This is a genomic window from Azospira sp. I09 (assembly GCF_009177135.1).
In the GTDB taxonomy this organism is placed as follows: Bacteria; Pseudomonadota; Gammaproteobacteria; order Burkholderiales; family Rhodocyclaceae; genus Azospira; species Azospira oryzae.
Map to the genome: position 1 here is coordinate 2195165 of NZ_AP021844.1, position 20446 is coordinate 2215610.

Here is a 20446-nt window from a genome sequence, read left to right on the forward strand (position 1 = left end):
GCCGGCAGCATAGCCCGGCCATCCTTACAGGAAGCTAACCGCCCAGGGCCTGATGCAGGCAGGCGGCCACCTGGAGGGCGCCCCGGGGCTGGGGCCGGGGCGGCACCGGCTGCTGCCACAGAGCCGCCAGGTCGGCTCCCAGGTCGCCGGCCTGCAAGGCCGACTCTTCCACCTCGCGGCAGACGGCGTGGGCCTGCAGCCAGGGAATCAGGGCCTCCTGCTCGGGCCAGTCGGGGCGGCGGGCGTAGAGCATGGGGGTGCCGTTGCAGGCGGCTTCGGCGAAAGTGCCGTAGCCGGGCTTGCCCACCACCGCATCCACGGAGGCCAAGAGGTCGGCAAAGTCCCAGCCCAGGGGCTCGAAGGCGCTCATGTCGGGACGGTCCACGCCCCAGGCGGCGGGCACCAGCCAGTGCAGGCCCGGCTCCGCCGGCCAGGTCTGGGCCGGCAGCCGGGTGGCGATGCCGCCCAGGGCCGCCAGCACCAGCCGGGTTCCCTGGCCGACGCCCAGTACCTGCCGCAGAAGCCCGTCCTGCCTGGTTCCCAGCCGGGCCACCGGGTCCACGGGACGGCCCTGCGGCAGGTCCGGCATGGCCATGGCCGGCGCCAGGCGGAAGAAGGTGCGGGCGCTGCGGTAGGCCGCCAGCATCTGGGCATGGAGGGACGGCGCCCAGGTTTCGCCGGCGAACTCGTGGGCGAAGAGATCCGCCCAGTTGAGGGAACTCATGGCGTAGGCCGGCAGGCCGAGTTGTGCAGCCGAGGCCAGGGGCAGGTAGGCCACGTTGCTGAGCAGCAGGTCGGCATCAAGGCCCTGGAGAAAATCGGCCTCGGCCGCCACCCGCTCTTCCCAGCCGGCGTGGAAGTCCCGGTAGGCGGCGGCGCTGGCGGCCCGGTCGATGCGGAAGGCATCGCTCATGACGAAGCCGAAATCCGCCGCCCGGGGCACCAGGACGAAGTCGCCACCGATGCGCTGGCGCAGCTTGAACTCGGGGGCGCCGCTCACCACCGTCAGGCGCAACGCCGGTTGCAGCTGCCGCAGGGCATCGAGCACCGGCCCGGTCTGGGCGATGTGGCCGAAACCATGGCCGGAGATATAGACGACGAGATGGGGCATGGAGCCGGCCCTAAAAGGCGTTAGCCATAGAGGGCACAGAGATCACCGAGAAGACTGGGTGGAAAATCATGGCGCCTTCCGCTGCCCCGAGGTCTAGAGCAGGCGGGCGATGTAGGCGCCCTGGCAGTCGGGCGGCAGGGGCAGCCACATGATGTGGCCGTTGCCCGGAGCCACGGCGACCGGCTCGCCGGCCTTGTTTTCCATGCGCTCCAGGGCCACCACCCGGTTGCCGGCGGGATGGATGATTTCCAGCCGGTCGCCGACGGCGAAGCGGTTCTTCACCTCCACCTGCATCAGGCCCCGTTCCGCATCGAAGGCGGTGGCGTCGCCCACGTAGAGGCTGCGTTCGGATTCGGAGTGGCCCTTGAGGTAGTTCTGGTACTCGGCGTCGTGGTGACGCTGGTAGAAGCCGTCGGTGTAGCCCCGGTTGGCCAGGCCTTCCAGATCGGAGAGCAGGGTGGCGTCGAAGGGCCGGCCGGCCACGGCATCGTCGATGGCCCGGCGGTAGGCCTGGCAGGCCCGGGCGGCGTAGTAGGGGGACTTGGTGCGGCCCTCGATCTTCAGGGAATCGACGCCGATCTCCACCAGCCGCTGCACGTGCTCGATGGCCCGCAGGTCCCGGGAGTTCATGATGTAGGTGCCGTGCTCGTCCTCCTCAATGGGCATCAGCTCGCCGGGGCGTTCCTTCTCCTCCAGCAGCCACACCTTGGATTCGGGCCGGCCGTCGGCGGATTCGTTCTCGGGATGGACCTTGTAGTCCCAGCGGCAGGAATTGGTGCAGGTGCCCTGGTTGGGATCGCGCCGGTTGAAGTAGCCGGAGAGCAGGCAGCGGCCTGAGTAGGCGATGCACAGGGCGCCGTGCACGAACACTTCCAGCTCCATGTCCGGACATTCCTGTCGGATCTCCGCCACCTCGTCCAGGGACAGCTCCCGGGAGAGGATGACCCGGGAAATGCCGACGCTCTTCCAGAACTTCACCGCGGCGTAGTTCACCGTGTTGGACTGGACGGAAAGGTGCACCGGCATCTGCGGCCACTTCTCCCGCACCATGGCGATGAGGCCCGGGTCGGCCATGATCAGGGCGTCCGGCGCCATGTCGATCACCGGCTCCATGTCCGCCAGGTAGGTCCGCACCTTGGCGTTGTGGGGAAAGATGTTGCTCACCAGGTAGAACTGCTTGCCCAGTTCCCGGGCGGCCTGGCGGGCCTCGGCCAGCACGCTCATGTTGCCGAAATCGTTATTGCGCACCCGCAGGCTGTAGCGGGGCTGGCCGGCGTAGACTGCGTCGGCACCAAAGGCGAAGGCGCTGTCCATCATGGCCCGGGTGCCGGCGGGGGCCAGCAGTTCGGGGCCGCGGCGAGCGGGCTGGGGGGCCGCGGGGGCGCCGGCGGAGGGGGTAGAAGGCATTGGGGTAGAATGGGCCAAAACCTGAATTTTACCTGTCTTCCCATCCTTCCCATGCCTGAAGAAATCCTCATCAATTTCACCCCCCAGGAAACCCGGGTGGCGGTGATGCACCAGGGCGTCGCCCAGGAACTGCACATCGAGCGCACCGCCTCCCTCGGCATCGTCGGCAACATCTACCTAGGCAAGGTGGTACGCATCCTGCCGGGCATGCAGTCGGCCTTCATCGACGTGGGCCTGGAACGCACCGCCTTCCTCCACGTGGCCGACATCTGGCTGCCGCGCCATAGCGAAAAGAACGGCGAGAAGGGCGACGGCGAAGGCGGCATGCGCCCCATCGAGCGCATCCTCACCGAGGGCCAGAGCCTGGTGGTGCAGGTGATCAAGGACCCCATCGGCACCAAGGGCGCCCGCCTGTCCACCCAGATTTCCATCGCCGGCCGCATGCTGGTCTATCTGCCCCAGGAGAAGCACATCGGCGTCTCCCAGCGCATCGAGGACGAGCAGGAACGGGAGCAGCTGCGGGAACGCCTGACCCGCCTGGTGCCGGAGGACGAGAAGGGCGGCTTCATCGTCCGCACCATGGCCGAGAACGCCTCCGACGAGGAACTGGCCAACGACATCGAATACCTGCGCAAGACCTGGCGCGGCATCAAGGAAAACTCCCTGCGGGTGGCTCCGCCCCACCTGCTGTACCAGGAGCTGTCCCTGTCCCAGCGGGTGCTGCGGGACTTCGTCAATCCGGAGACCTCGCGCATCGTCATCGACTCCCGGGAGAACTTCCAGAAGCTGAAGGAATTCGCCGCCCTGTACACCCCCAAGGTGCTGGAACTGCTCGACCACTACACGGGCGAGCGGCCCCTCTTTGACCTGCACGGGGTGGAGGATGAAATCCAGAAGGCCCTGGCCCGGCGCGTCGATCTGAAATCCGGTGGCTACCTGATCATCGATCAGACCGAAGCCATGACCACCATCGATGTGAACACCGGCGGCTTCGTCGGCGTACGCAACTTCGACGACACCATCTTCAAGACCAACCTGGAAGCGGCCCAGACCATCGCCCGCCAGCTGCGCCTGCGCAACCTGGGCGGCATCATCATCGTGGACTTCATCGACATGGAGAACCCGGAACACCGGGACGCGGTGCTGGCCGAGTTCAACAAGGCCCTGGCCCGGGACCACACCAAGATGACGGTGAACGGCTTCACCGCCCTGGGCCTGGTGGAGATGACGCGCAAGCGCACCCGGGAATCCCTGGCCCACGTGCTGTGCGAGACCTGCCCCACCTGCGGCGGCCGCGGCGAGGTGAAGACCGCCCGTACCGTGTGCTACGAGATCCTGCGGGAGCTGCTGCGGGAGGCGCGCCAGTTCAATGCCCGGGAATACCGCATCCTGGCGGCGCCGTCGGTGATCGACCTGTACCTGGACGAGGAATCCCAGTCCCTGGCCATGCTTTCCGACTTCATCGGCAAGGCCATCTCCCTCCAGGCCGAGGCCAGCTACAACCAGGAGCAGTACGACATCGTGCTGATGTAGGCCGGTCCTGCGTCAACGACGAAGGGGCGCCCGCGGGCGCCCCTTCGTTTTTTCGCTCCGGCGTCTAGCGCGCCAGGGTGTCTCCTGTCACCGCCGCGGTCTGCACCCGGGGTGCATCGCCCTGGCGCAGGCGTTCCTGCAGGCGGGCCAGCACCTGCTGGCCGTCGTCCCGGGAACGGGCCAGGGATTCCTGCATGTCCCGCTGCCACAGCAGGGCGGAAGCCTGCCGGCGCCACTGCTCCAGCTGGGGATTGTGGGCCAGGTGGTGGTAGTGGTACTGGCGGTTCATGGTAAACCAGCGGTGGGCCTCGGCCTGGTCGGCGGCCACGCCCACCCCTTCCTGGTACATCAGCCCCACTTCGTACTGGGACTGCAGGTCGCCCTGTTCCGCCGCCCGCTTGTACCACTTCATGGCGGCGGCCAGGTCCTGGGGCACGCCGTCGGCGTAGCGATACATCAGGCCCAGGTTGTACTGGGCGTCCCGCTGCCCCTGCTCGGCCAGCTGTTGCCACAGTTGCAGGGCCTGGCGGTAGTCGCCCTGGCGGTGGGCCTGGGCGGCCTGCGCGAAGCGCTCGCCGGCGGCGGGTTCAGCATGGACGGCGGTGCAGCCCAGGGCCAGGAGGATGGCGCAGCTAAGGTGACGGAGCCCCATGGAATGTCCTTTCTTGAACGATCAATCGCCCGGCGGCGGCCGGGGAAAACCATTCTATGGATAGGGACATTGGGGCGGAATGAGGCAAATGGTCGCGCGGCAGACTGTCGCACCGGGCCGCCGGGGTTGCCCGAGCGGCGGCCAGATGAAGACCTGAGCCGGGCAATTTGCGCCAGCCCGGCCGGCTGCCTATGCTGACGTTTCCCCAACCCGAAACGGAGCCCGCCATGAGCGTCAGCACCTCCCCGGAATTCGACAGCCTGGTGCCCAATAACAACATGGACCGCCGCACCTTCGTCGCCACCGCCGTCGGCGCCGCGATTGGCACTGGATTCGCCCTGGCCGTGCAGCCGGTGTGCGCCCAGACCCAGATCAAGACCGACAGCAGCGGCCTCAGGACCGCCGCCATCCAGGTGCCGGTGGGCAGCGAAAGCGTTGCCGCCTACTGCGCCCGGCCGGAGCAGGGCGAGCGCCTGCCCACGGTGCTGGTGGTGTCGGAAATCTTCGGCGTCCACGAATACATCCAGGACATCTGCCGCCGCCTGGCCAGACAGGGCTACCTGGCCATCGCGCCCCAGCTGTTTGCCCGCCAGGGCGACCCGGCCACGGTGGACAGCATTCCCAAGCTCATGGAGACCATCATCGCCAAGGTGCCCGACGCCCAGGTGCTGGCCGACCTGGACGGCTGCGCCGCCTGGGCCGCGAAGAACGGCGGCGATCCGGAGCGCCTGGCCATCACCGGCTTCTGCTGGGGCGGCCGCATCACCTGGCTGTACAGCGCCCACAATCCGGCGGTGCGGGCCGGGGTGGCCTGGTACGGCCGCCTGGTGGGCAACGCCAGCGACCTGACGCCGAAACACCCGCTGGACGTAGCCTCCAGCCTGAAGACGCCGGTCCTCGGCCTCTACGGCGGCCAGGACCAGGGCATTCCCCTGGAGACGGTGGACAAGATGCGGGCCGCCCTCAAGGCTGCCGGCAATCCCTCCGAGATCGTGGTCTATCCGGAGGCGCCCCACGCCTTCCACGCCGACTACCGGCCCAGCTACCGCCCCGAACCCGCGGCCGACGGCTGGCGGCGGCTGCTGGCCTGGCTGCAGCAGCACGGCGTCTAGACGACCGGGCCCGTAAGCCGGACCACCCCAGAAGGCAGAAGGGACGGGCTTCCCCGGCATGACACGCCGGAGAAGTCCGTCCCTTCCAGCTTGCAGAGCAGGGGCTTAGAGCCCCAGGCACAGGTACTTCACTTCCAGGTATTCCTCCAGGCCGTACTTGGAGCCTTCCCGGCCCAGGCCCGACTGCTTGATGCCGCCGAAGGGGGCCACCTCATTGGAGATGAGGCCCGTATTCACTCCCACCATGCCGTATTCCAGAGCCTCGCCGACACGGAAGATGCGGCCGATGTCCCGGGAGTAGAAGTAGGAGGCCAGGCCGAACTCGGTGGCGTTGGCCAGGGCGATGGCCTCTTCCTCGGTCTTGAAGCGAAACAGGGGCGCCACCGGGCCGAAGGTCTCCTCCCGGGCCACCCGCATCTGGGGCGTCACGTCCGCCAGCACCGTGGGCTGGAAGAAGGCGCCGCCCTCCCTGTAGCGCTCGTGGCGCCGGCCGCCGGCCAAGACCCGGGCGCCGTGGGCCACGGCGTCGGCGATGTGGGCCTCCACCTTGGCCAGGGCGTCGGCATCGATCAGGGGCCCCTGGGTGACGCCGCCCTCCGTGCCTTCGCCCACCTTGAGCGTGGCCACCTTTGCCGCCAGCCTGGCGGCGAAGGCCTCATAGATGCCGTCCTGCACCAGCAGCCGGTTGGCGCAGACACAGGTCTGGCCGGTGTTGCGGTACTTGGAAATCATGGCCCCTTCCACCGCCGCATCCAGGTCGGCGTCGTCGAAGACGATGAAGGGGGCGTTGCCCCCCAGTTCCAGGGACAGCTTCTTGATGCTCGGCGCGCACTGGCCCATGAGCAGGCGGCCCACTTCGGTGGAGCCGGTGAAGGAGAGCTTGCGCACCGTCGGGTTGGACGTCAGTTCGCCGCCGATGGCCACCGGATCGCCGGTGATGACGTTGAAGACGCCGGCAGGAAAACCTGCCCGGTGGGCCAGTTCGGCCAGGGCCAGGGCGGTCAGGGGCGTCTGTTCCGCCGGCTTGACCACCACCGTGCAGCCGGCCGCCAGGGCCGGCGCCACCTTGCGCGTGATCATGGCGGCGGGGAAATTCCACGGCGTGATGGCGGCGCAGACGCCGATGGGCTGCTTGATCACCAGCATGCGCTTGTCCGCCGCCACGGCGGGAATGGTCTCGCCGTAGGCCCGCTTGCCCTCTTCGGCGAACCATTCGACGAAGGAGGCGGCATACAGCACTTCCCCCCTGGCCTCGCTCAGGGGCTTGCCCTGTTCGCTGGTCATGAGCAGGGCCAGGTCGTCGGCATGCTGGTTGATCAGCTCGAACCAGCGGCGCAGCACCGCCGCCCGCTCCTTCGCCGTCCTGCCGCGCCAGGCCGGCCAGGCGGCATCGGCGGCGGCAATGGCGGCACGGGTCTCGGCGGCACCGAGGCGGGGCACCCGGGCCAGTTCGGCACCGCTGGCCGGATTGCGCACCGGGAAATCGCTCTCGCCGCCCACCCACTGGCCGTTGAGATAGCACTGCTGGCGCAACAGATTGGAATCCTCAAGTTTCATCTTTGTCTCGTCGTTGGAGTTTTATAAAAACCGTCGTTTATACTTGGGGTTATGACTAAAAAGCTCATCCATTGCCTGAGCTTGGCCGCCGCCCTCGCCGGCTGCGGCAGCTTACCGCCATCGCCCCCGGAAAAGCCAGCGGAGCGCGCCGCCGCGCCCCTCTCGGCCAAGGCCCAGGACGTGGTGCTGTACGCCTTTTCCCTGATCGACACCGGCTACCGCTTCGGCGGCAAGAACCCGGAAGCGGGCCTGGACTGCAGCGGCATGGTCAGCTACATCTATGGCCAGGCGGCGGGCCTGAAAGTTTCCGGCAGCGCCGCCGACATCGCCCGCAACGGCCGCCCCGTGCCGCGCCAGGGCCTCAAGCCGGGCGACCTGGTGTTCTTCAACACCATGAACCGCTCCTACTCCCACGTGGGCATCTACATCGGCGACGACCGCTTCGTGCACGCGCCGGCAACTAATGGCAGAATCCGAATCGACAGTCTGGGGGCCCGCTACTATGCGGAACGCTTCGAGGCTGCCCGGTCCTACTTCGACTAAGCCGTCGGGCCGTAAAAAAACCACAATCTTAGGAGATAGTTTCACATGCCCGTTCCCGCTCTGTTCCAGGGCCGGATGGCGGTTCCCGCCATTGCTGCGCCCATGTTTCTCGTATCCGGCCCCGACCTGGTCATCAACGCCTGCAAGGCCGGCATCGCCGCCAGCTTCCCCTCCCTCAACGCCCGTCCCGCCACCCAGCTGGATGAATGGCTGACCCGCATGAATAAGGAGCTGGGCCCGAAGGATGCGCCCTTCGGCATCAACCTGATCCTGCATCACTCCAACACCCGCCTGGAAGAGGACGTGGCCCTGGTGGTCAAGCACAAGGTGCCCTTCGTCATCACCAGCCTGGGCAACCCCAGCAAGCTGGTGGAGGTGGTGCATGGCTACGGCGGCCTGGTGTTCTCCGACGTCATCCACGCCTACCACGCCAGGAAGGCCATCGAGGCGGGCGTGGACGGCATCATCGCCGTTTCTTCCGGCGCCGGTGGCCATGCCGGGACCCAGAACCCCTTCGCCCTGTTGCGGGAAATCCGGGAGTTCTGGGACGGCGTGCTGATCCTGGGCGGCGCCATTTCCGACGGCGCCACCATCCGCGCCGCCGAAATCGCCGGCGCCGACTTCGCCTACATGGGCACCCGCCTCATCGCCACCCAGGAATCCATGGCCCAGCAGGCCTACAAGGACATGCTGGTGAGCGCCGGCCCGCGGGACATCGTGTATACGGACGCCGTCTCCGGCACCAACGCCAACTTCATCTGGCAAAGCCTGGAGAAGGCCGGCTACACCAAGGAGAGCCTGGCGGCCAGCGGCCAGGCCAACCACAACTACGGCGGCGACGAGGCCAAGGCCTGGCGCGACGTGTGGAGCGCCGGCCACGGCGTCGCCAACATCCACGACGTGCCGACGGTGGCCGAACTGGCCGCGCGGCTGGCCGCGGAATACCGTCAGGCCTGCGAACGCCAGCCGTCCCAAGCCTTGCGGCCGGTATAACCAAAGCCATATTTTTCGGCGCCGCCGTTGATGCTAGGGTTAGGCCCTAAATAACAATATTCGAGAGCCTTTCCCCATGCGCACCATCGACGAAACCGAAGTCAGCAAACTGCTCCGCGGGGTGGAAATTCCCCCCTGCCCCGCGGTGCTCGCTGCCCTGGCCCAGGAGATGCATCGCCCGGATGCCAGTTCGACCAAGGTGGCCCGGCTCATCAGCCAGGACGTAGGCCTGGCCGCCGGCGTCATCAAGTGCGCCAATTCCCCCCTCTTTTCCACCGGCAGCAAGGTCGGCTCCATCGGCGAAGCCCTGGGCCGCCTGGGCTTCAACAACGTGCTCAACCTGGTGGTGAACGAACTGCTGCGCAAGAACCTTTCCCAGAGCAACCATGCCATGGACCGCTTCTGGGACAGCGCCACCTACTGCGCCGGCGTTTGCGCCAAGCTAGCCGAGATCCTGCCCGGCACCAGCCGCGACACGGCCTACACCTTCGGCCTCTTCCACGATTGCGGCATCCCCATCCTGATGCGCCGCTATCCGGACTACAAGAAGACCCTGGGCGAAGCCAACCGCCGCATCGACCTGCCCTTCACGGCCATCGAGGACGAAATCCACGGCACCAACCATGCCGTCATCGGCTACCTCATGGCGCGCAACTGGGGCCTGCCGGAGACGGTCAGCTCCGCCATCCTCTCCCACCACGATTTCTCCGTCTTCAACGACGGCAGTGGCCTTTCCGACGAGTCGTGCACCCTGATCGCCCTGGCCCTGCTCTCCGAGCGCATCGTCGGCACCTTCCTGCGTCTCAACGAGGACGGCGAGTGGGAAAAGGGCAAGGGCGCCGTGGCCGGCTTCTTCGGTCTCACCGAGACGGACCTCAACGACATCGTGGACGACCTGCTGTTCAAGCTGGACTCTGCCCGCAAGGCCGCCTGACCGCAGACGCCGCCTGGTGGCGTCGCCACCATGAAAAAAGCCGCTCCAGGAGCGGCTTTTTAATTTTCGGGAACGACAAACCTCAGAGCAGGAACAGGGTGGCCAGGCCGAGGAAGATGAAGAAGCCGCCGGAGTCGGTAACGGCGGTGATCAGCACTGAGGAGCCCAGGGCCGGGTCCCGGCCGAACTTCTGCATGGTCATGGGAATGACCACGCCGACGGTGGCCGCCAGCAGCAGGTTGAGGGTCATGGCCCCAGTCATCACCAGGCCCAGCTGGAAGGAGTGGTACAGCCACCAGGAGACCACGCCGAGCAGCCCGCCCCACACCAGGCCGTTGATCAGGGCCACGCCCAGTTCCTTGTGCAGCAGGCGCCGCGCCGATTCGGGCTGGATCTGGCCGAGGGCGATGGCGCGCACGATCATGGTGATGGTCTGGTTGCCCGAGTTGCCGCCGATGCCGGCGACGATGGGCATGAGGGCGGCCAGGGCCACCAGCTTTTCGATGGAGCCTTCGAAGGCTCCGATCACCCGGGAGGCGATGAAGGCCGTCACCAGGTTGATGGCCAGCCAGGTCCAGCGGTTTTTCACCGAGTTCCACACCGAGGCGAAGATGTCTTCCTCTTCCCGCAGACCGGCCTGGGCCAGCAGTTCGCTTTCCGATTCTTCCCGGATGAAGTCCACCACCGCATTGACGGTGACGCGACCCACCAGGCGGTCGTCCCGGTCCACCACCGGGGCGCTCACCAGGTCGTAGCGCTCGAAGGCCTGGGCCGCTTCCTCGGCGTCGTCGTCCGGTTCCAGATGGACGAAGTCGCTGATCATGACGTCCGCCACTTCGGACTCGGGATCGTTGATGAGCAGCTTGTTGAGGGGCAGCACGCCCTTCAGGCGCTCGTCCCGGTCCAGCACGAAGAGCTGGTCGGTGTGGTCGGGCAGTTCGTCGAAGCGGCGCAGGTAGCGCAGCACCACTTCCAGGGTCACGTCTTCCCGCACCGTGACCATTTCGAAATCCATGATGGAGCCGACCGAGTCCTCGGGGTAGGACATGGCGGCGCGCAGCTGCTCCCGCTCTTCCACGGAGAGGGACTGGAAGACGTCCTGGATCACCTCGTGGGGCAGGTCCGGCGCCAGGTCGGCCAGTTCGTCGGCATCCAGGGATTCGGCGGCGGCCACCAGCTCGTCCGAATCCATGTTGGCGATCAGGGTTTCCCGGACCGCATCCGACACTTCCAGCAGGATTTCCCCGTCCCGCTCCGCCTTGACCAGGTCCCACACCATGAGACGCTCATCCAGGGGCAGGGCCTCCAGGATGTAGGCCACGTCGGCCGGGTGCATCTTGTCCAGCTTGTGGCGCAGCTCGTTCAGGTGCTGCTTGTGCACCAGGGATTCCACCAGCTCGTGGCGGGGCATCTCCTGCTTGTGCACCAGGTCCTCCACCAGGTGATGCCGGGCGAGCAGGGTCTGCACCTCGGAGAGGCGCGCCTGCAGCTCATCGGCGTCAGCGTGCTGGATTTCTTCGCTCATGGTGGCAAACCGGGGAATGGTGCGATGCCGCAAAAAGATGGCGCATTCTAGCACCGCACCGGGTCAGGACTTTGACAAAAATCACGGGAATCCACCGGGCTACGGGATATCCCCAAGCGGCGCCCCGACGGCCCGCCCATGGGTATGGGCAAGCCGGTCTCAGGGGAGTTCCGCCGCCCCCATCCGGCCCAGGATGATGCCGGTCTTTTTCAGCAGCCCCGGGGCGCTGCGGTTGCGGTCGTAGAAGCGGGGATTGGGCAGCATGGCGGCCAGCTTCGCCGCCTGTTCCGGGCCCAGCTGGGCGGCGGAGACATTGAAGTAATGGCGGGCCGCCGCCTCGGCGCCGAAGACGCCGTTGCCCCACTCCACCACATTGAGATAGACCTCGAAGATGCGCCGCTTGGACCAGGCGGTTTCCAGCATCAGGGTGATGGCGGCCTCCTCGGCCTTGCGCCAGGGCGTCTTGCTCGGGGAAAGGAACAGGTTCTTCGCCAGTTGCTGGGAGATGGTGGAGCCGCCGGCCACCACCTTGCCGCGGCGCTGGTTCTTTTCCACGGCTTTCTGGATGCCGTCCCAGTCGAAGCCTTCATGATCGACGAACTTGGCGTCTTCGGCGGCGATGATGGCCCGCTTCAGGTGGGGCGAGATGCGCTCGTAATCCACCCACTGCTTCTGCAGGCTGGCCCCCGGCGTCTTCAGCCACAGTTCTTCCTGGCGGATTTCCATGAAGCGGGTCATGTGGGGATTGACGTTGGCCCACCACAGCACCCAGGCGAACAGCCACAACTGGTAGGCCAGCAGGAGGCCGACGCCCCAGGCCGCCGCCAGCTTCAGCCAATGCAGGATGCGCACGGCGCTTCAGCCCTGCCGCAGACGGTCGAGGACCGGCGCGGTGACGGGCCGCACGCCGCGCCACAGCTGGAAGGCTTCCGCCGCCTGCTCCACCAGCATGCCCAGGCCGTCCACCAGGTGGGTGGCGCCTTCCAGCCGGGCAAAGGCCAGGAAGGGCGTCTCGCCCCGGCCGTACATCATGTCGTAGGCCAGGGCGCCGCCGTTGAAGATGCCAGGAGGCAGGGGCGGCAGTTCGCCGGCCAGGCTGGCGGAGGTGGCATTGATCACCACATCGAAGCCCTGACCGGCCAGCTCGCCATAGCCGCCGCCGCTGACGGGGCCCAGGTCGGCGAAATCCCGGGCCAGGTCGGCGGCCTTGGCGGCAGTGCGGTTGGCAATGTGCAGGCGGCAAGGACCGGCGGCCAGCAGGGGTGCCAGGGCGCCCCGGGAGGCACCGCCGGCGCCGAGCAGGAGAATGGCCTTGCCCGCCAGGGGCAGGGCCTGGTTGACCTGCAGGTCCTGCACCAGGCCGGCGCCGTCCGTGTTGTCGCCGAGGATGTGCCCGTCCTCCAGCACCAGGGTATTCACCGCTCCGGCCCGGGCGGCCCGGGGCGTCAGGCTGTCGGCCAGGCGAAAGGCCTCTTCCTTGAAGGGCACGGTGACGTTGGCGCCCCGCCCGCCGCCCTCGGCAAAGGCCCGCAGCGCCGCGGCGAAGCCGTCCAGGGGCGCCAGCAGGGCTTCGTAGCTCATGTCCTGGGCGCAGGCGGCGGCAAACAGGGAGTGGATCAGGGGCGACTTGCTGTGGCCGATGGGGTTGCCGAAAACGGCATAGCGGTCAGTCATGGCGGCAAAAAGAAGGCAGCGGTGGAGGAAAGGGCGCCAGTTTATCCCTTTTGGCGGACGGCAACCTGAACGCTCCCTTACGTAGTGCAGAGAACAAAATCGCCGCAGGAAACGGCTTACGCATGGCGGAATTGCCTATAATCCGGATGTTGCACTTTTCAGGGAGCTAACAACAAATGAGCGCAAAAGACGCCGTTATCGTGACATGGGACGACCGCTACAGTGTGGGCATGAGTGAAATCGACGCCCAGCACCAGGCCCTCTTCGAGACCATCAACCGGCTGTGGTCCGCCATCGTCGGCAAGGGCAGCCGGGAGCAGATCCTGGTGCTGATCGACGAACTGGAACGCTACACCGTGGCCCACTTCTCCGCCGAGGAGAAGTTCATGGAATCCACCGCCTACCCGGACCTGGCCGCCCACCGGCAACTGCACGAGACCTTCGTGCAGCGCATCGCCGCCGAACGCCAGGGTGTCAGCGCCGGCAAATCCATCAGCCTGGACCTGCTGCACTTCCTCAAGGACTGGCTGGTGCAGCACATCCAGGTGGAAGACCAGCGCTACGCCGCCCACTGCCGCCAGGACCCGCAACGGGGCAGCGGCCTGTCGGGCTTCTTCAAGCGCTTCTGGGCCTAGACCCCGGCACCGGGCCGGGCCGCCTTACTGGGCCTGGACCCGGTCACCGCTGGTGAAGAACCAGGTGCGGGTGATCACCAGCTGATCCACGTCCCGCCGGATGTCCTCGGGGAAGGCCGCATAGGGGCCGGCCATGCGCACGATGCGCAGGGCCGCCTCATCCAGCACCTTGTGGCCGGAGGTACGCTCCAGCTCCACCTTGTCCACGGAACCGTTGGCATTGATGGTGACGGACAGCACCAGGGTGCCGTAGAGCCGGCCCCGGGCGGCCTCGGGATAGTTGAGGGTGCCCACCCGCTCCACCTTCAGGCGCCAGTCTTCCACATAGCGGGCGAAGCGGTATTCGTCGGCCCGGGTGCCGATGTTCTTCTTGCGCGGACGCTGGTTGTACTCGTCCACGCTCTTGCTGATCTCGGCCTCCATGCGCGCCATGGCCATGGCGCTGCTGGCCAGGTCCCGGCCCGAGAGGGTCGGCGCATTCTGGGGCTGGGACTCCCGGGAATCCTGGCGCGGCGCCCGGGTCTTGCTCTTCACTTCGGCCAGCAGGCGCTGCTGCTGGGCCTCCATGTCCCGCACCCGCTGCCGCGACTGTTCCAGGTCGCTGCCGGCCTGCTGCCGCGCCGAGGGCGGCAGGGGCGTGGCGGCGCGGCGGTTCTCTTCGACGTTGCCGCCGCCGTCCAGGTTGGCCTGGGCCAGGGCCTGGGCGTGGGTCGGGCGGCGCGCCGACTTGCTGTTCACCAGGATGATGTCCAGAGCCTTGTCCTGCAGGGCCCGGGAGGCATCGGGGAACTTGAAGTGGAGGGACAGCAGCAGACCGTGCACCAGCACGGAGAAGCCGATGGCCAGGGTCAGGTTGCGGCTGGAGGCATCCATCCGGGCCAGGAATCCGGGCATCAACCGGGCCGCCGCCATATCAGGCTCCCGCCTCCTCGTCGTCACCCACATCGGCCACCGCATCGGCGCTCTCGATGACGGCGACGAAGCGCAGGTTCAGCTCCAGGGACAGGGTGTCCCAGGACTCCACGCTCAACTTGACCCGCTGGCCCATGGACAGCTCGGGCAGGGACGGCACCCGTTGCATCAGGGGCAGGGGATCGAGCTTGACCAGGTTTTCCTTGCGCACCGTGCCTTCGATTTCCGTCACGCCCTTCTGCTCCAGCCAGCGCAGGCACCAGTAGCGCTCCATGTGGCGCTGGAATTCGGCGTAGGCGGCGTAGGTCAGGTCGAAGTCGCGCATGGCGGCAAAGAGCGCATCGCTCTTGGCGCCGAAGTGGGGCGCCCGGTCCTGCAGCAGGGTGATCAGCTGCCACTGGTTCACCAGGTCCACATAGCGCCGCAGGGGCGAGGAGGACCAGGCGTACTGGGGCACGCCGAGCCCCTCGTGGGGCAGGGGCGAGGTGGTCATGCGCACCTTGCCGGCGGTCTGGGCGCGGTAGATGCAGGCCACCTTCTTCTCGGCCAGGAGGCCGCCCCAGGTGGCGTTGGCGACGATCATCAGTTCCGCCACCAGCTTGTCCAGGGGACTGCCCCGCTTGCGGGCGCTGATCTCGATGCGGTCGGCAGCGCCAGTCGGATCGCTGGCGTCGGGGAAAACGTCGAAGTTGTAGTCGAAGATGCCCTGGGTGGCGGACGGCTTGCCGCGGCGCCCTTCGCAGGCACAGGCCAGCTGCCACAGCAGCTTCAGTTCCTGGGCGAAGCGGAAGTCGCCCAGACCGGCGGCCAGGGTTGCCTCGTTGAAGAGGGGCTCGATTTCGTGGTGGCGCAGGTTGGCCGCCACATGGACCCGCTCCAGGCGGGATTCGTGGCCGACGATCTCCAGGCCCTCATTCACCGTCAGGTACAGGGAGACGGCCGGCCGCGGCTTGCCTTCGGCCAGGGTGTAGGCCTCCACCACGGCATCGGGCAGCATGGTGATCTTGTTGCCGGGCATGTACACGGTGGACAGGCGATCCCGGGCGATCTGGTCGAGGGCCTCGCCCGGCCCGAAACCGAGGCCGGGGGCGGCGATGTGGATGCCGACGCGCCAGCCGATGCCGGGCAGGGCTTCCAGGGAAAAGGCGTCGTCGATTTCGGTGGTGGCCGCATCGTCGATGGAAAAGGCTTGCACCGAGGCCAGGGGCAGGTCGGCCGGCGCCGTGGGCACGTCCACAGCGGGGAAGCCGGTGCCCTTGGGGAAGTACTCCCGCAGGAAGCGGTTGAAGTGGTAGTCGCGGTGGGACTTGATGGCACCGCATCGGGCCAGCAGGTGCGGCGCCGAGGTGTGCAGTTCCTCGCAGGCCGCCTCCAGGGCCTTGGTCTCCGGCTTGTTGCGGTCCGGGGCGTAGAGCAGCTGGTCGAGCAGGGGGGCGAACTCGGGCGGCAGGGAACCGGCCTTCAGTTCCGCCACCATGCGCTCTATGGCCAGCGCTTGCTGACGCTTCTTTTCAAGACCGGCCAGAGCAGCCTGGAGAATGTCGGGAGGGGCCTTGCGGAAGCGACCCTTACCCTTGCGGTGGAAATAGACAGGCGCTGCGTGTAGGGCAAGCAGGACCGATGCCGCCTCGACCGGAGAGGGGTCTTTGCCGACGTAGTCCTTGGCAATATCCAGAAAAGAAAATTCGCCATCCGCACAGCACTCCCAGAGGAATTCGGGTTCGATGTCGTGGGCCAGGGGTTCGGCAGCCTCCAGCAGGGCCCCGGGGGCGGGACTCTGGAAACGCAGCAGGATGGCGGCAGCCTTGACCTTGGTTCGCTTGCCCGACGCGCTTTCCACCTGCAGGGTGGCATCGTTGTCGGCCAGCACGGTGCCCGTCTTGAAGGCGCCGTCTTCTTCAAATAGAACATTCATCGGCGGATTATAACCCGGCGAATTCAAGGATTTGCGGCACAAAGTCGACAAATCGCGTGAAGCTGTGGTCGCCGCCGGCCAGCACCGTCTGGCGGGCATCCCGGTAGCGGGCCACGGCCTGGCGGTAATCCAGCACCTCGTCCCCCTCCTCCACCAGCAGCCAGTAGCGCTCGGGCCGCAGATCGGCCACTTCCATGGCCTGCAGCTGGGCCACGTGCTCCCGGGTGAACTGGAATTCCTCGCCGGTATAGAGGTTGGTCTGGGGGCCGACGTAATCCGCCAGGGAAAGATGGGCCAGCACCGCCGGATTGACCAGCACGGCCCGCAGGCCGTGGCGTTCCGCCAGCCAGGTGGCGTAGAAGCCGCCGAGGGAACTGCCCACCAGGGTCAGGGGACCTTCGGCGGCCAAGATAGCCTCGGCCTGGGCCATTGCCTGGCGCGGCTCGTGGGACAGGGCCGGGCAGAAGAAGCGCTCCTGCAGGCCCCGGGCCGCCATGGCCTCGGCCACGGCGCGGGCCTTGAAGGAGGCGGGGGAGGAACGGAAACCGTGGAGATAGAGAATGCCGCTCATGGTGCTGGCCTCACTGGCTTACTTGCATTCCCAGGTGTCGCCGGGAACGAGGGTGGAAGGAAAGTCCCGGCAGAGCCAGGTGCGGGCTGCCTGGCTCCCGCCCAGGGCGGCCTCCCAGAAGGCCAGGCTGGCGCCCTGGATGGCCGTCGCGGCCCGGGGCGGCAGGACGTGGCGGCTGCCCGGATTGCCCGCCAGGGGCATGTGGGCGGCGCCGTCCAGCACCAGCAGGAACTTGTCGCCGCCGGGCATGTGGCGGAAGGGCACGGTGCGGTCGGCGGCGCTGATGTCGTGCAGGCCGATGCCGTCGTCCCGGGTGCCCGTGATGCAGAAGAAGGGGCGCCGGATGCCGGCGAAGCGGGCGTTGAGGGGCGCCTCCTCGCCCCGGGCGGAGGGCGACAGGCCGAGGAAGGCCCGCAGGCGCGGCTCCGCCACCGGCGGCCCATAAGCGCGCCGTTCCCCGGCCATGGCCTGGGTCGTCACCGCGCCATAGGAATGGCCGGCCAGGCCGACACGCTCCAGGTCCACCCCGGCCCAGGCCGGGTCCGTGGCCTGGCGGCGCCAGACTTCGTCGAGAACGAAGCCCAGGTCGGCCAGGCGGGCCAGGGACTGCTCCGGCGTGGTGGCCGCCGTCAGGGCCCGGCGCAGGGCCATGGGACTACCGGCCATGACCGCGGCGTCGCTGCCGGCGTGCTGCAGGGCCAGGCCCCGGTAACCGTGGGAGGCCCAGTGGCGCAGCCAGCGTTCGCCGTTGTCCCGGTCGCCGCCGAGGCCGTGGGAGAAGAGGATCAGGGGCGTACGGGCGACGCCCTGGGGCAGGTAGTGGCGGCAGGGAATGGGACGCTGGCGGCGCTCGTCGTGCCACACCTCCAGTTCCTCCCGCACCCGGCAGGGGCCGCTGGCGGCGTAGTTGTGGGGGGCTGACATGGGGCAGGTTCGCCGGGGCGGCAGCGCCGCCCCGAAAGGGTTGTCCGACCTAGCCTGCAGACCAGCTGACAGTGCCGCTCCAGGCGGTCCACAGGACGATGCCGCCGAAGACGATGCGGTACCAGGCGAAGGCGGTGAAATCGTGGCTGCTGATGTAGCGCAGCAGGCCGCGCACGGCGATGAAGGCGGAGACGAAGGCGGCGACGAAGCCCACCGCCCACATGCCGATATCGTCGAAGGAGAGCAGCTCCCGCTCCTTGTACAACTGGTAGAGGGTGGCGATACCCAGGGTGGGGATGGCGAGGAAGAAGGAGAACTCGGTGGCGGCCTTGCGCGACAGGCCGAAGAGCAGGCCGCCGATGATGGTGGCGCCGGAGCGGGAGGTGCCGGGAATGAGGGCGAAGGCCTGGGCGATGCCCAGCTTGAAGGCGTCGATCACATCCAGTTCCTCCACCGTCTCCACCCGGATGCGGTGCTTGCGCCGCTCGGCCCAGAGGATGAAGAGACCGCCGACGATGAAGGTGGTGGCCACCACGTAGGCGTTGAACAGGTGGGCCTTGATGGCCTTGCCGAAGAGCAGGCCGAGGACGGCCAGGGGGATGAAGGCAATGATCAGGTTGATGACGAAGCGCTGGGCTTCCCGCTCCCGGGGCAGGCCCAGCAGCACCCGGGCGATGCGGGCCCGGTATTCCCAGCAGACGGCCAGGATGGCGCCGGACTGGATGACGATCTCGAACAGCTTGCCCCGGGCATCGTTGAAGTCGAGCAGGTCCCCCGCCAGGATCAGGTGGCCGGTGGAGGAGATGGGAAGGAATTCGGTGAGGCCCTCGACGATGCCGAGAATGAGGGCCTTGAGCAGCAGCAGGGGATCCATGGGGAGCCGGGGCGGAAGGAAAGAGGGGGGGATTATACCCGCCCCCTCCGCCGGCCCCGACCGGAAGCGACCTTACAGGGGATACCCGGCCATCTTCAGCAGGGCGCCGGTCTCGCACAGGGGCAGACCCATGACCCCGGTGTAGCTGCCTTCCAGGCGTTCGACGAACATCCCGGCCTTGCCCTGGATGCCGTAGGCGCCGGCCTTGTCCATGGGTTCGCCGCTGGCGATGTACTTGCTGATCTCGGCTTCTTCCAGCTCGCGGAACTGGACGATGCTCTCCGACAGCACGGTCTCGATATGGCCGCTCCAGGCCAGGGAGACGGCGGTCAGAACCCGGTGCCGCTGGCCCGAGAGCAGCTCCAGCATGCGCCGGGCGTCGGCCTCGTCGGTCGGCTTGCCGAGAATCTCGCCCCGGCATTCGACGGTGGTGTCCGCCGCCAGGATCGGCTGGGTCGCCTGGCGCCGCCACACCACCAGCTTGAGGCCGTGCTCGGCCTTGGCCCGGGCCACCCGTTTGACGTAGGCCACCGGGTCCTCGCCCGCCAGGGGCGTCTCGTCCACGGCGCCGTCGGCCCGGGGCGGGTTGCGAAAGAGCAGGGTTTCGAACTGCACGCCCATGAGGGACAGCAGTTCCCGCCGCCGGGGGCTGCGGGAGGCAAGGTAGATGCGGGGGCCGAGGGGGATGGTCATGGCAGTGGGGGAAGGTCAGCCTTCCCGGTGGTAAGGATGGTTACGAATGACGCTGACGGCACGGTAGAGCTGTTCGCACAGGATCAGCCGGGCCATGGCGTGGGGCAGGGTGAGGCTGGACAGGCGCAGCATGGCGCCGCCATTTTGCTGGGCCTCGGCCTTCAGTTCCGGGTCGAGGCCGTCGGCGCCGCCGATGAGCAGGGCGATGTCGCGCCCCTCGCCCATCCAGCCTTCAAGGCGGGCCGCCAGTTTGACGGTGCTCAGATCCTCGCCCCGCTCGTCCAGGGCGACGATGCGACAGCCCCCGGGCAGGGCCGCCCGGATGCGGGCCTTCTCCGCACTCAGCAGCTGCTCCCGGGTTTTCGAGCCCCGGGGCTCGGGCTTGATCTCGACCACGCTCACCGCCATTTCCCGGGGCATGCGCTTGATGTACTCGGCGCAGCCCTCGGCCACCCAGTCCGGCATGCGGTGGCCCACGGCGATGATGCACAGTTTCATGGCTGCCTTCAGGCGGCGGAGGAGCCGCCCTGGCTGCCGGCCTGGCGCCGCACCGGGGCCTTGGCGCCCCACAGCTCTTCCAGGTTGTAGTAGTTGCGCACGGCCGGCTGCATGACATGGACCACGATGTCGCCCAGGTCCACCAGCACCCACTCGCCGGTCTGCTCGCCTTCAATGGAGAGCACCTCGCCGCCGGCTTCCCGCACCTTTTCCTGGACGTTGCGGGCAAGGGACTTGACCTGACGGTTGGAGTCGCCGCTGGCGACCACCACCCGGTCGAACAGGGAGGTGAGCTTGGTGGTGTCGATCACCTCGATATCCTTGCCCTTGATGTCCTCAAGGGCGTCCACGACGATTGCTTGCAGTTTTTGCAGTTCCATCAG

At 67.6% G+C, this 20446-nt stretch carries 21 protein-coding genes; 6 read left to right on the forward strand and 15 right to left on the reverse strand.

The genetic code is table 11. The features are described from left to right. Nucleotides 1–34: 34 nt before the first annotated feature. Nucleotides 35–1111: a hypothetical protein gene (locus AZSP09_RS10235; protein ID WP_152089961.1), complete on the reverse strand. Its 1077-nt coding sequence runs from the start codon at nucleotides 1109–1111 to the stop codon at nucleotides 35–37. Between the two features lie 93 nt (nucleotides 1112–1204). Further along, the gene (gene trhP / locus AZSP09_RS10240) at nucleotides 1205–2518 is read right to left on the reverse strand and encodes a prephenate-dependent tRNA uridine(34) hydroxylase TrhP (RefSeq protein ID WP_014235548.1); all 1314 of its coding nucleotides are present in this window, start codon (nucleotides 2516–2518) and stop codon (nucleotides 1205–1207) included. Between the two features lie 51 nt (nucleotides 2519–2569). Between trhP and rng the strand changes: the two genes are divergently transcribed. After that, on the forward strand, nucleotides 2570–4051 hold the full coding sequence (rng, locus tag AZSP09_RS10245) for a ribonuclease G (RefSeq protein WP_014235549.1): 1482 nt from the start codon (nucleotides 2570–2572) through the stop codon (nucleotides 4049–4051). 64 nt (nucleotides 4052–4115) lie between these two features. On the opposite strand, the gene AZSP09_RS10250 is transcribed toward rng, so the two are convergent. Continuing rightward, a complete protein-coding gene (locus AZSP09_RS10250) occupies nucleotides 4116–4703 on the reverse strand; it encodes a tetratricopeptide repeat protein (RefSeq protein ID WP_152089962.1) in 588 nt (195 codons plus the stop codon). A 227-nt stretch (nucleotides 4704–4930) separates the two neighbouring features. Between AZSP09_RS10250 and AZSP09_RS10255 the strand changes: the two genes are divergently transcribed. Next, nucleotides 4931–5815, forward strand: a complete 885-nt coding sequence (locus tag AZSP09_RS10255; protein ID WP_152089963.1) for a dienelactone hydrolase family protein — start codon at nucleotides 4931–4933, stop codon at nucleotides 5813–5815. A 105-nt stretch (nucleotides 5816–5920) separates the two neighbouring features. Here AZSP09_RS10255 and gabD read toward each other — a convergent pair whose 3' ends face one another. Next, nucleotides 5921–7372, reverse strand: coding sequence for an NADP-dependent succinate-semialdehyde dehydrogenase (gene gabD, locus AZSP09_RS10260; RefSeq protein ID WP_152089964.1), 1452 nt, complete (start codon nucleotides 7370–7372; stop codon nucleotides 5921–5923). A 51-nt stretch (nucleotides 7373–7423) separates the two neighbouring features. On the opposite strand from gabD, the gene AZSP09_RS10265 reads away from it, so the two are divergent. From AZSP09_RS10265 to AZSP09_RS10275, 3 genes are all read left to right on the forward strand, one after another. Continuing rightward, the gene (locus tag AZSP09_RS10265) at nucleotides 7424–7915 is read left to right on the forward strand and encodes a C40 family peptidase (protein ID WP_152089965.1); all 492 of its coding nucleotides are present in this window, start codon (nucleotides 7424–7426) and stop codon (nucleotides 7913–7915) included. Nucleotides 7916–7960: 45 nt separating this feature from the next. Then, nucleotides 7961–8908, forward strand: a complete 948-nt coding sequence (locus AZSP09_RS10270) for an NAD(P)H-dependent flavin oxidoreductase (RefSeq protein ID WP_152089966.1) — start codon at nucleotides 7961–7963, stop codon at nucleotides 8906–8908. A gap of 76 nt (nucleotides 8909–8984) precedes the next feature. Next, the gene (locus AZSP09_RS10275; protein WP_152089967.1) at nucleotides 8985–9842 is read left to right on the forward strand and encodes an HDOD domain-containing protein; all 858 of its coding nucleotides are present in this window, start codon (nucleotides 8985–8987) and stop codon (nucleotides 9840–9842) included. Between the two features lie 82 nt (nucleotides 9843–9924). Here the strand turns inward: AZSP09_RS10275 and mgtE are convergent, their stop codons facing one another. The 3 genes from mgtE to aroE form a co-directional block, all read right to left on the reverse strand. After that, on the reverse strand, nucleotides 9925–11367 hold the full coding sequence (gene mgtE / locus AZSP09_RS10280) for a magnesium transporter (RefSeq protein ID WP_014235556.1): 1443 nt from the start codon (nucleotides 11365–11367) through the stop codon (nucleotides 9925–9927). A gap of 159 nt (nucleotides 11368–11526) precedes the next feature. Then, entirely contained in the window at nucleotides 11527–12219 is a 693-nt protein-coding gene (gene mtgA, locus AZSP09_RS10285) for a monofunctional biosynthetic peptidoglycan transglycosylase (protein ID WP_014235557.1), read from the reverse strand. A gap of 6 nt (nucleotides 12220–12225) precedes the next feature. After that, complete coding sequence (gene aroE, locus AZSP09_RS10290; protein ID WP_152089968.1) at nucleotides 12226–13041, reverse strand: shikimate dehydrogenase; 816 nt, start codon at nucleotides 13039–13041, stop codon at nucleotides 12226–12228. A 176-nt stretch (nucleotides 13042–13217) separates the two neighbouring features. Here aroE and AZSP09_RS10295 point away from each other — a divergent pair, with 176 nt between their 5' ends. Continuing rightward, nucleotides 13218–13676, forward strand: coding sequence for a bacteriohemerythrin (locus tag AZSP09_RS10295; RefSeq protein ID WP_152089969.1), 459 nt, complete (start codon nucleotides 13218–13220; stop codon nucleotides 13674–13676). Nucleotides 13677–13700: 24 nt separating this feature from the next. On the opposite strand, the gene AZSP09_RS10300 is transcribed toward AZSP09_RS10295, so the two are convergent. The 8 genes from AZSP09_RS10300 to rsfS all read right to left on the reverse strand — a co-directional run bounded on the left by AZSP09_RS10300 (nucleotide 13701) and on the right by rsfS (nucleotide 20443). Then, the gene (locus AZSP09_RS10300; RefSeq protein WP_232058782.1) at nucleotides 13701–14570 is read right to left on the reverse strand and encodes an energy transducer TonB; all 870 of its coding nucleotides are present in this window, start codon (nucleotides 14568–14570) and stop codon (nucleotides 13701–13703) included. Between the two features lie 19 nt (nucleotides 14571–14589). Then, nucleotides 14590–16503, reverse strand: a complete 1914-nt coding sequence (locus tag AZSP09_RS10305; protein ID WP_014235561.1) for a ribonuclease catalytic domain-containing protein — start codon at nucleotides 16501–16503, stop codon at nucleotides 14590–14592. A 7-nt stretch (nucleotides 16504–16510) separates the two neighbouring features. Next, nucleotides 16511–17074 carry a YqiA/YcfP family alpha/beta fold hydrolase gene (locus tag AZSP09_RS10310; protein WP_130459865.1) on the reverse strand — a complete coding sequence of 188 codons (564 nt, stop codon included), beginning with the start codon at nucleotides 17072–17074 and terminating at the stop codon, nucleotides 16511–16513. A gap of 18 nt (nucleotides 17075–17092) precedes the next feature. Further along, nucleotides 17093–17998, reverse strand: coding sequence for an alpha/beta hydrolase family protein (locus tag AZSP09_RS20610; protein ID WP_130459864.1), 906 nt, complete (start codon nucleotides 17996–17998; stop codon nucleotides 17093–17095). Nucleotides 17999–18047: 49 nt separating this feature from the next. Then, nucleotides 18048–18872, reverse strand: a complete 825-nt coding sequence (locus AZSP09_RS10320; protein WP_152089971.1) for an undecaprenyl-diphosphate phosphatase — start codon at nucleotides 18870–18872, stop codon at nucleotides 18048–18050. A 72-nt stretch (nucleotides 18873–18944) separates the two neighbouring features. Beyond that, complete coding sequence (locus AZSP09_RS10325; protein WP_014235565.1) at nucleotides 18945–19565, reverse strand: Maf family protein; 621 nt, start codon at nucleotides 19563–19565, stop codon at nucleotides 18945–18947. Between the two features lie 15 nt (nucleotides 19566–19580). Then, entirely contained in the window at nucleotides 19581–20063 is a 483-nt protein-coding gene (rlmH, locus tag AZSP09_RS10330) for a 23S rRNA (pseudouridine(1915)-N(3))-methyltransferase RlmH (protein ID WP_014235566.1), read from the reverse strand. Nucleotides 20064–20071: 8 nt separating this feature from the next. Further along, nucleotides 20072–20443 (reverse strand): ribosome silencing factor, encoded by a 372-nt coding sequence (gene rsfS, locus AZSP09_RS10335; RefSeq protein ID WP_014235567.1) that lies wholly within the window; start codon nucleotides 20441–20443, stop codon nucleotides 20072–20074. Nucleotides 20444–20446: the final 3 nt, after the last annotated feature.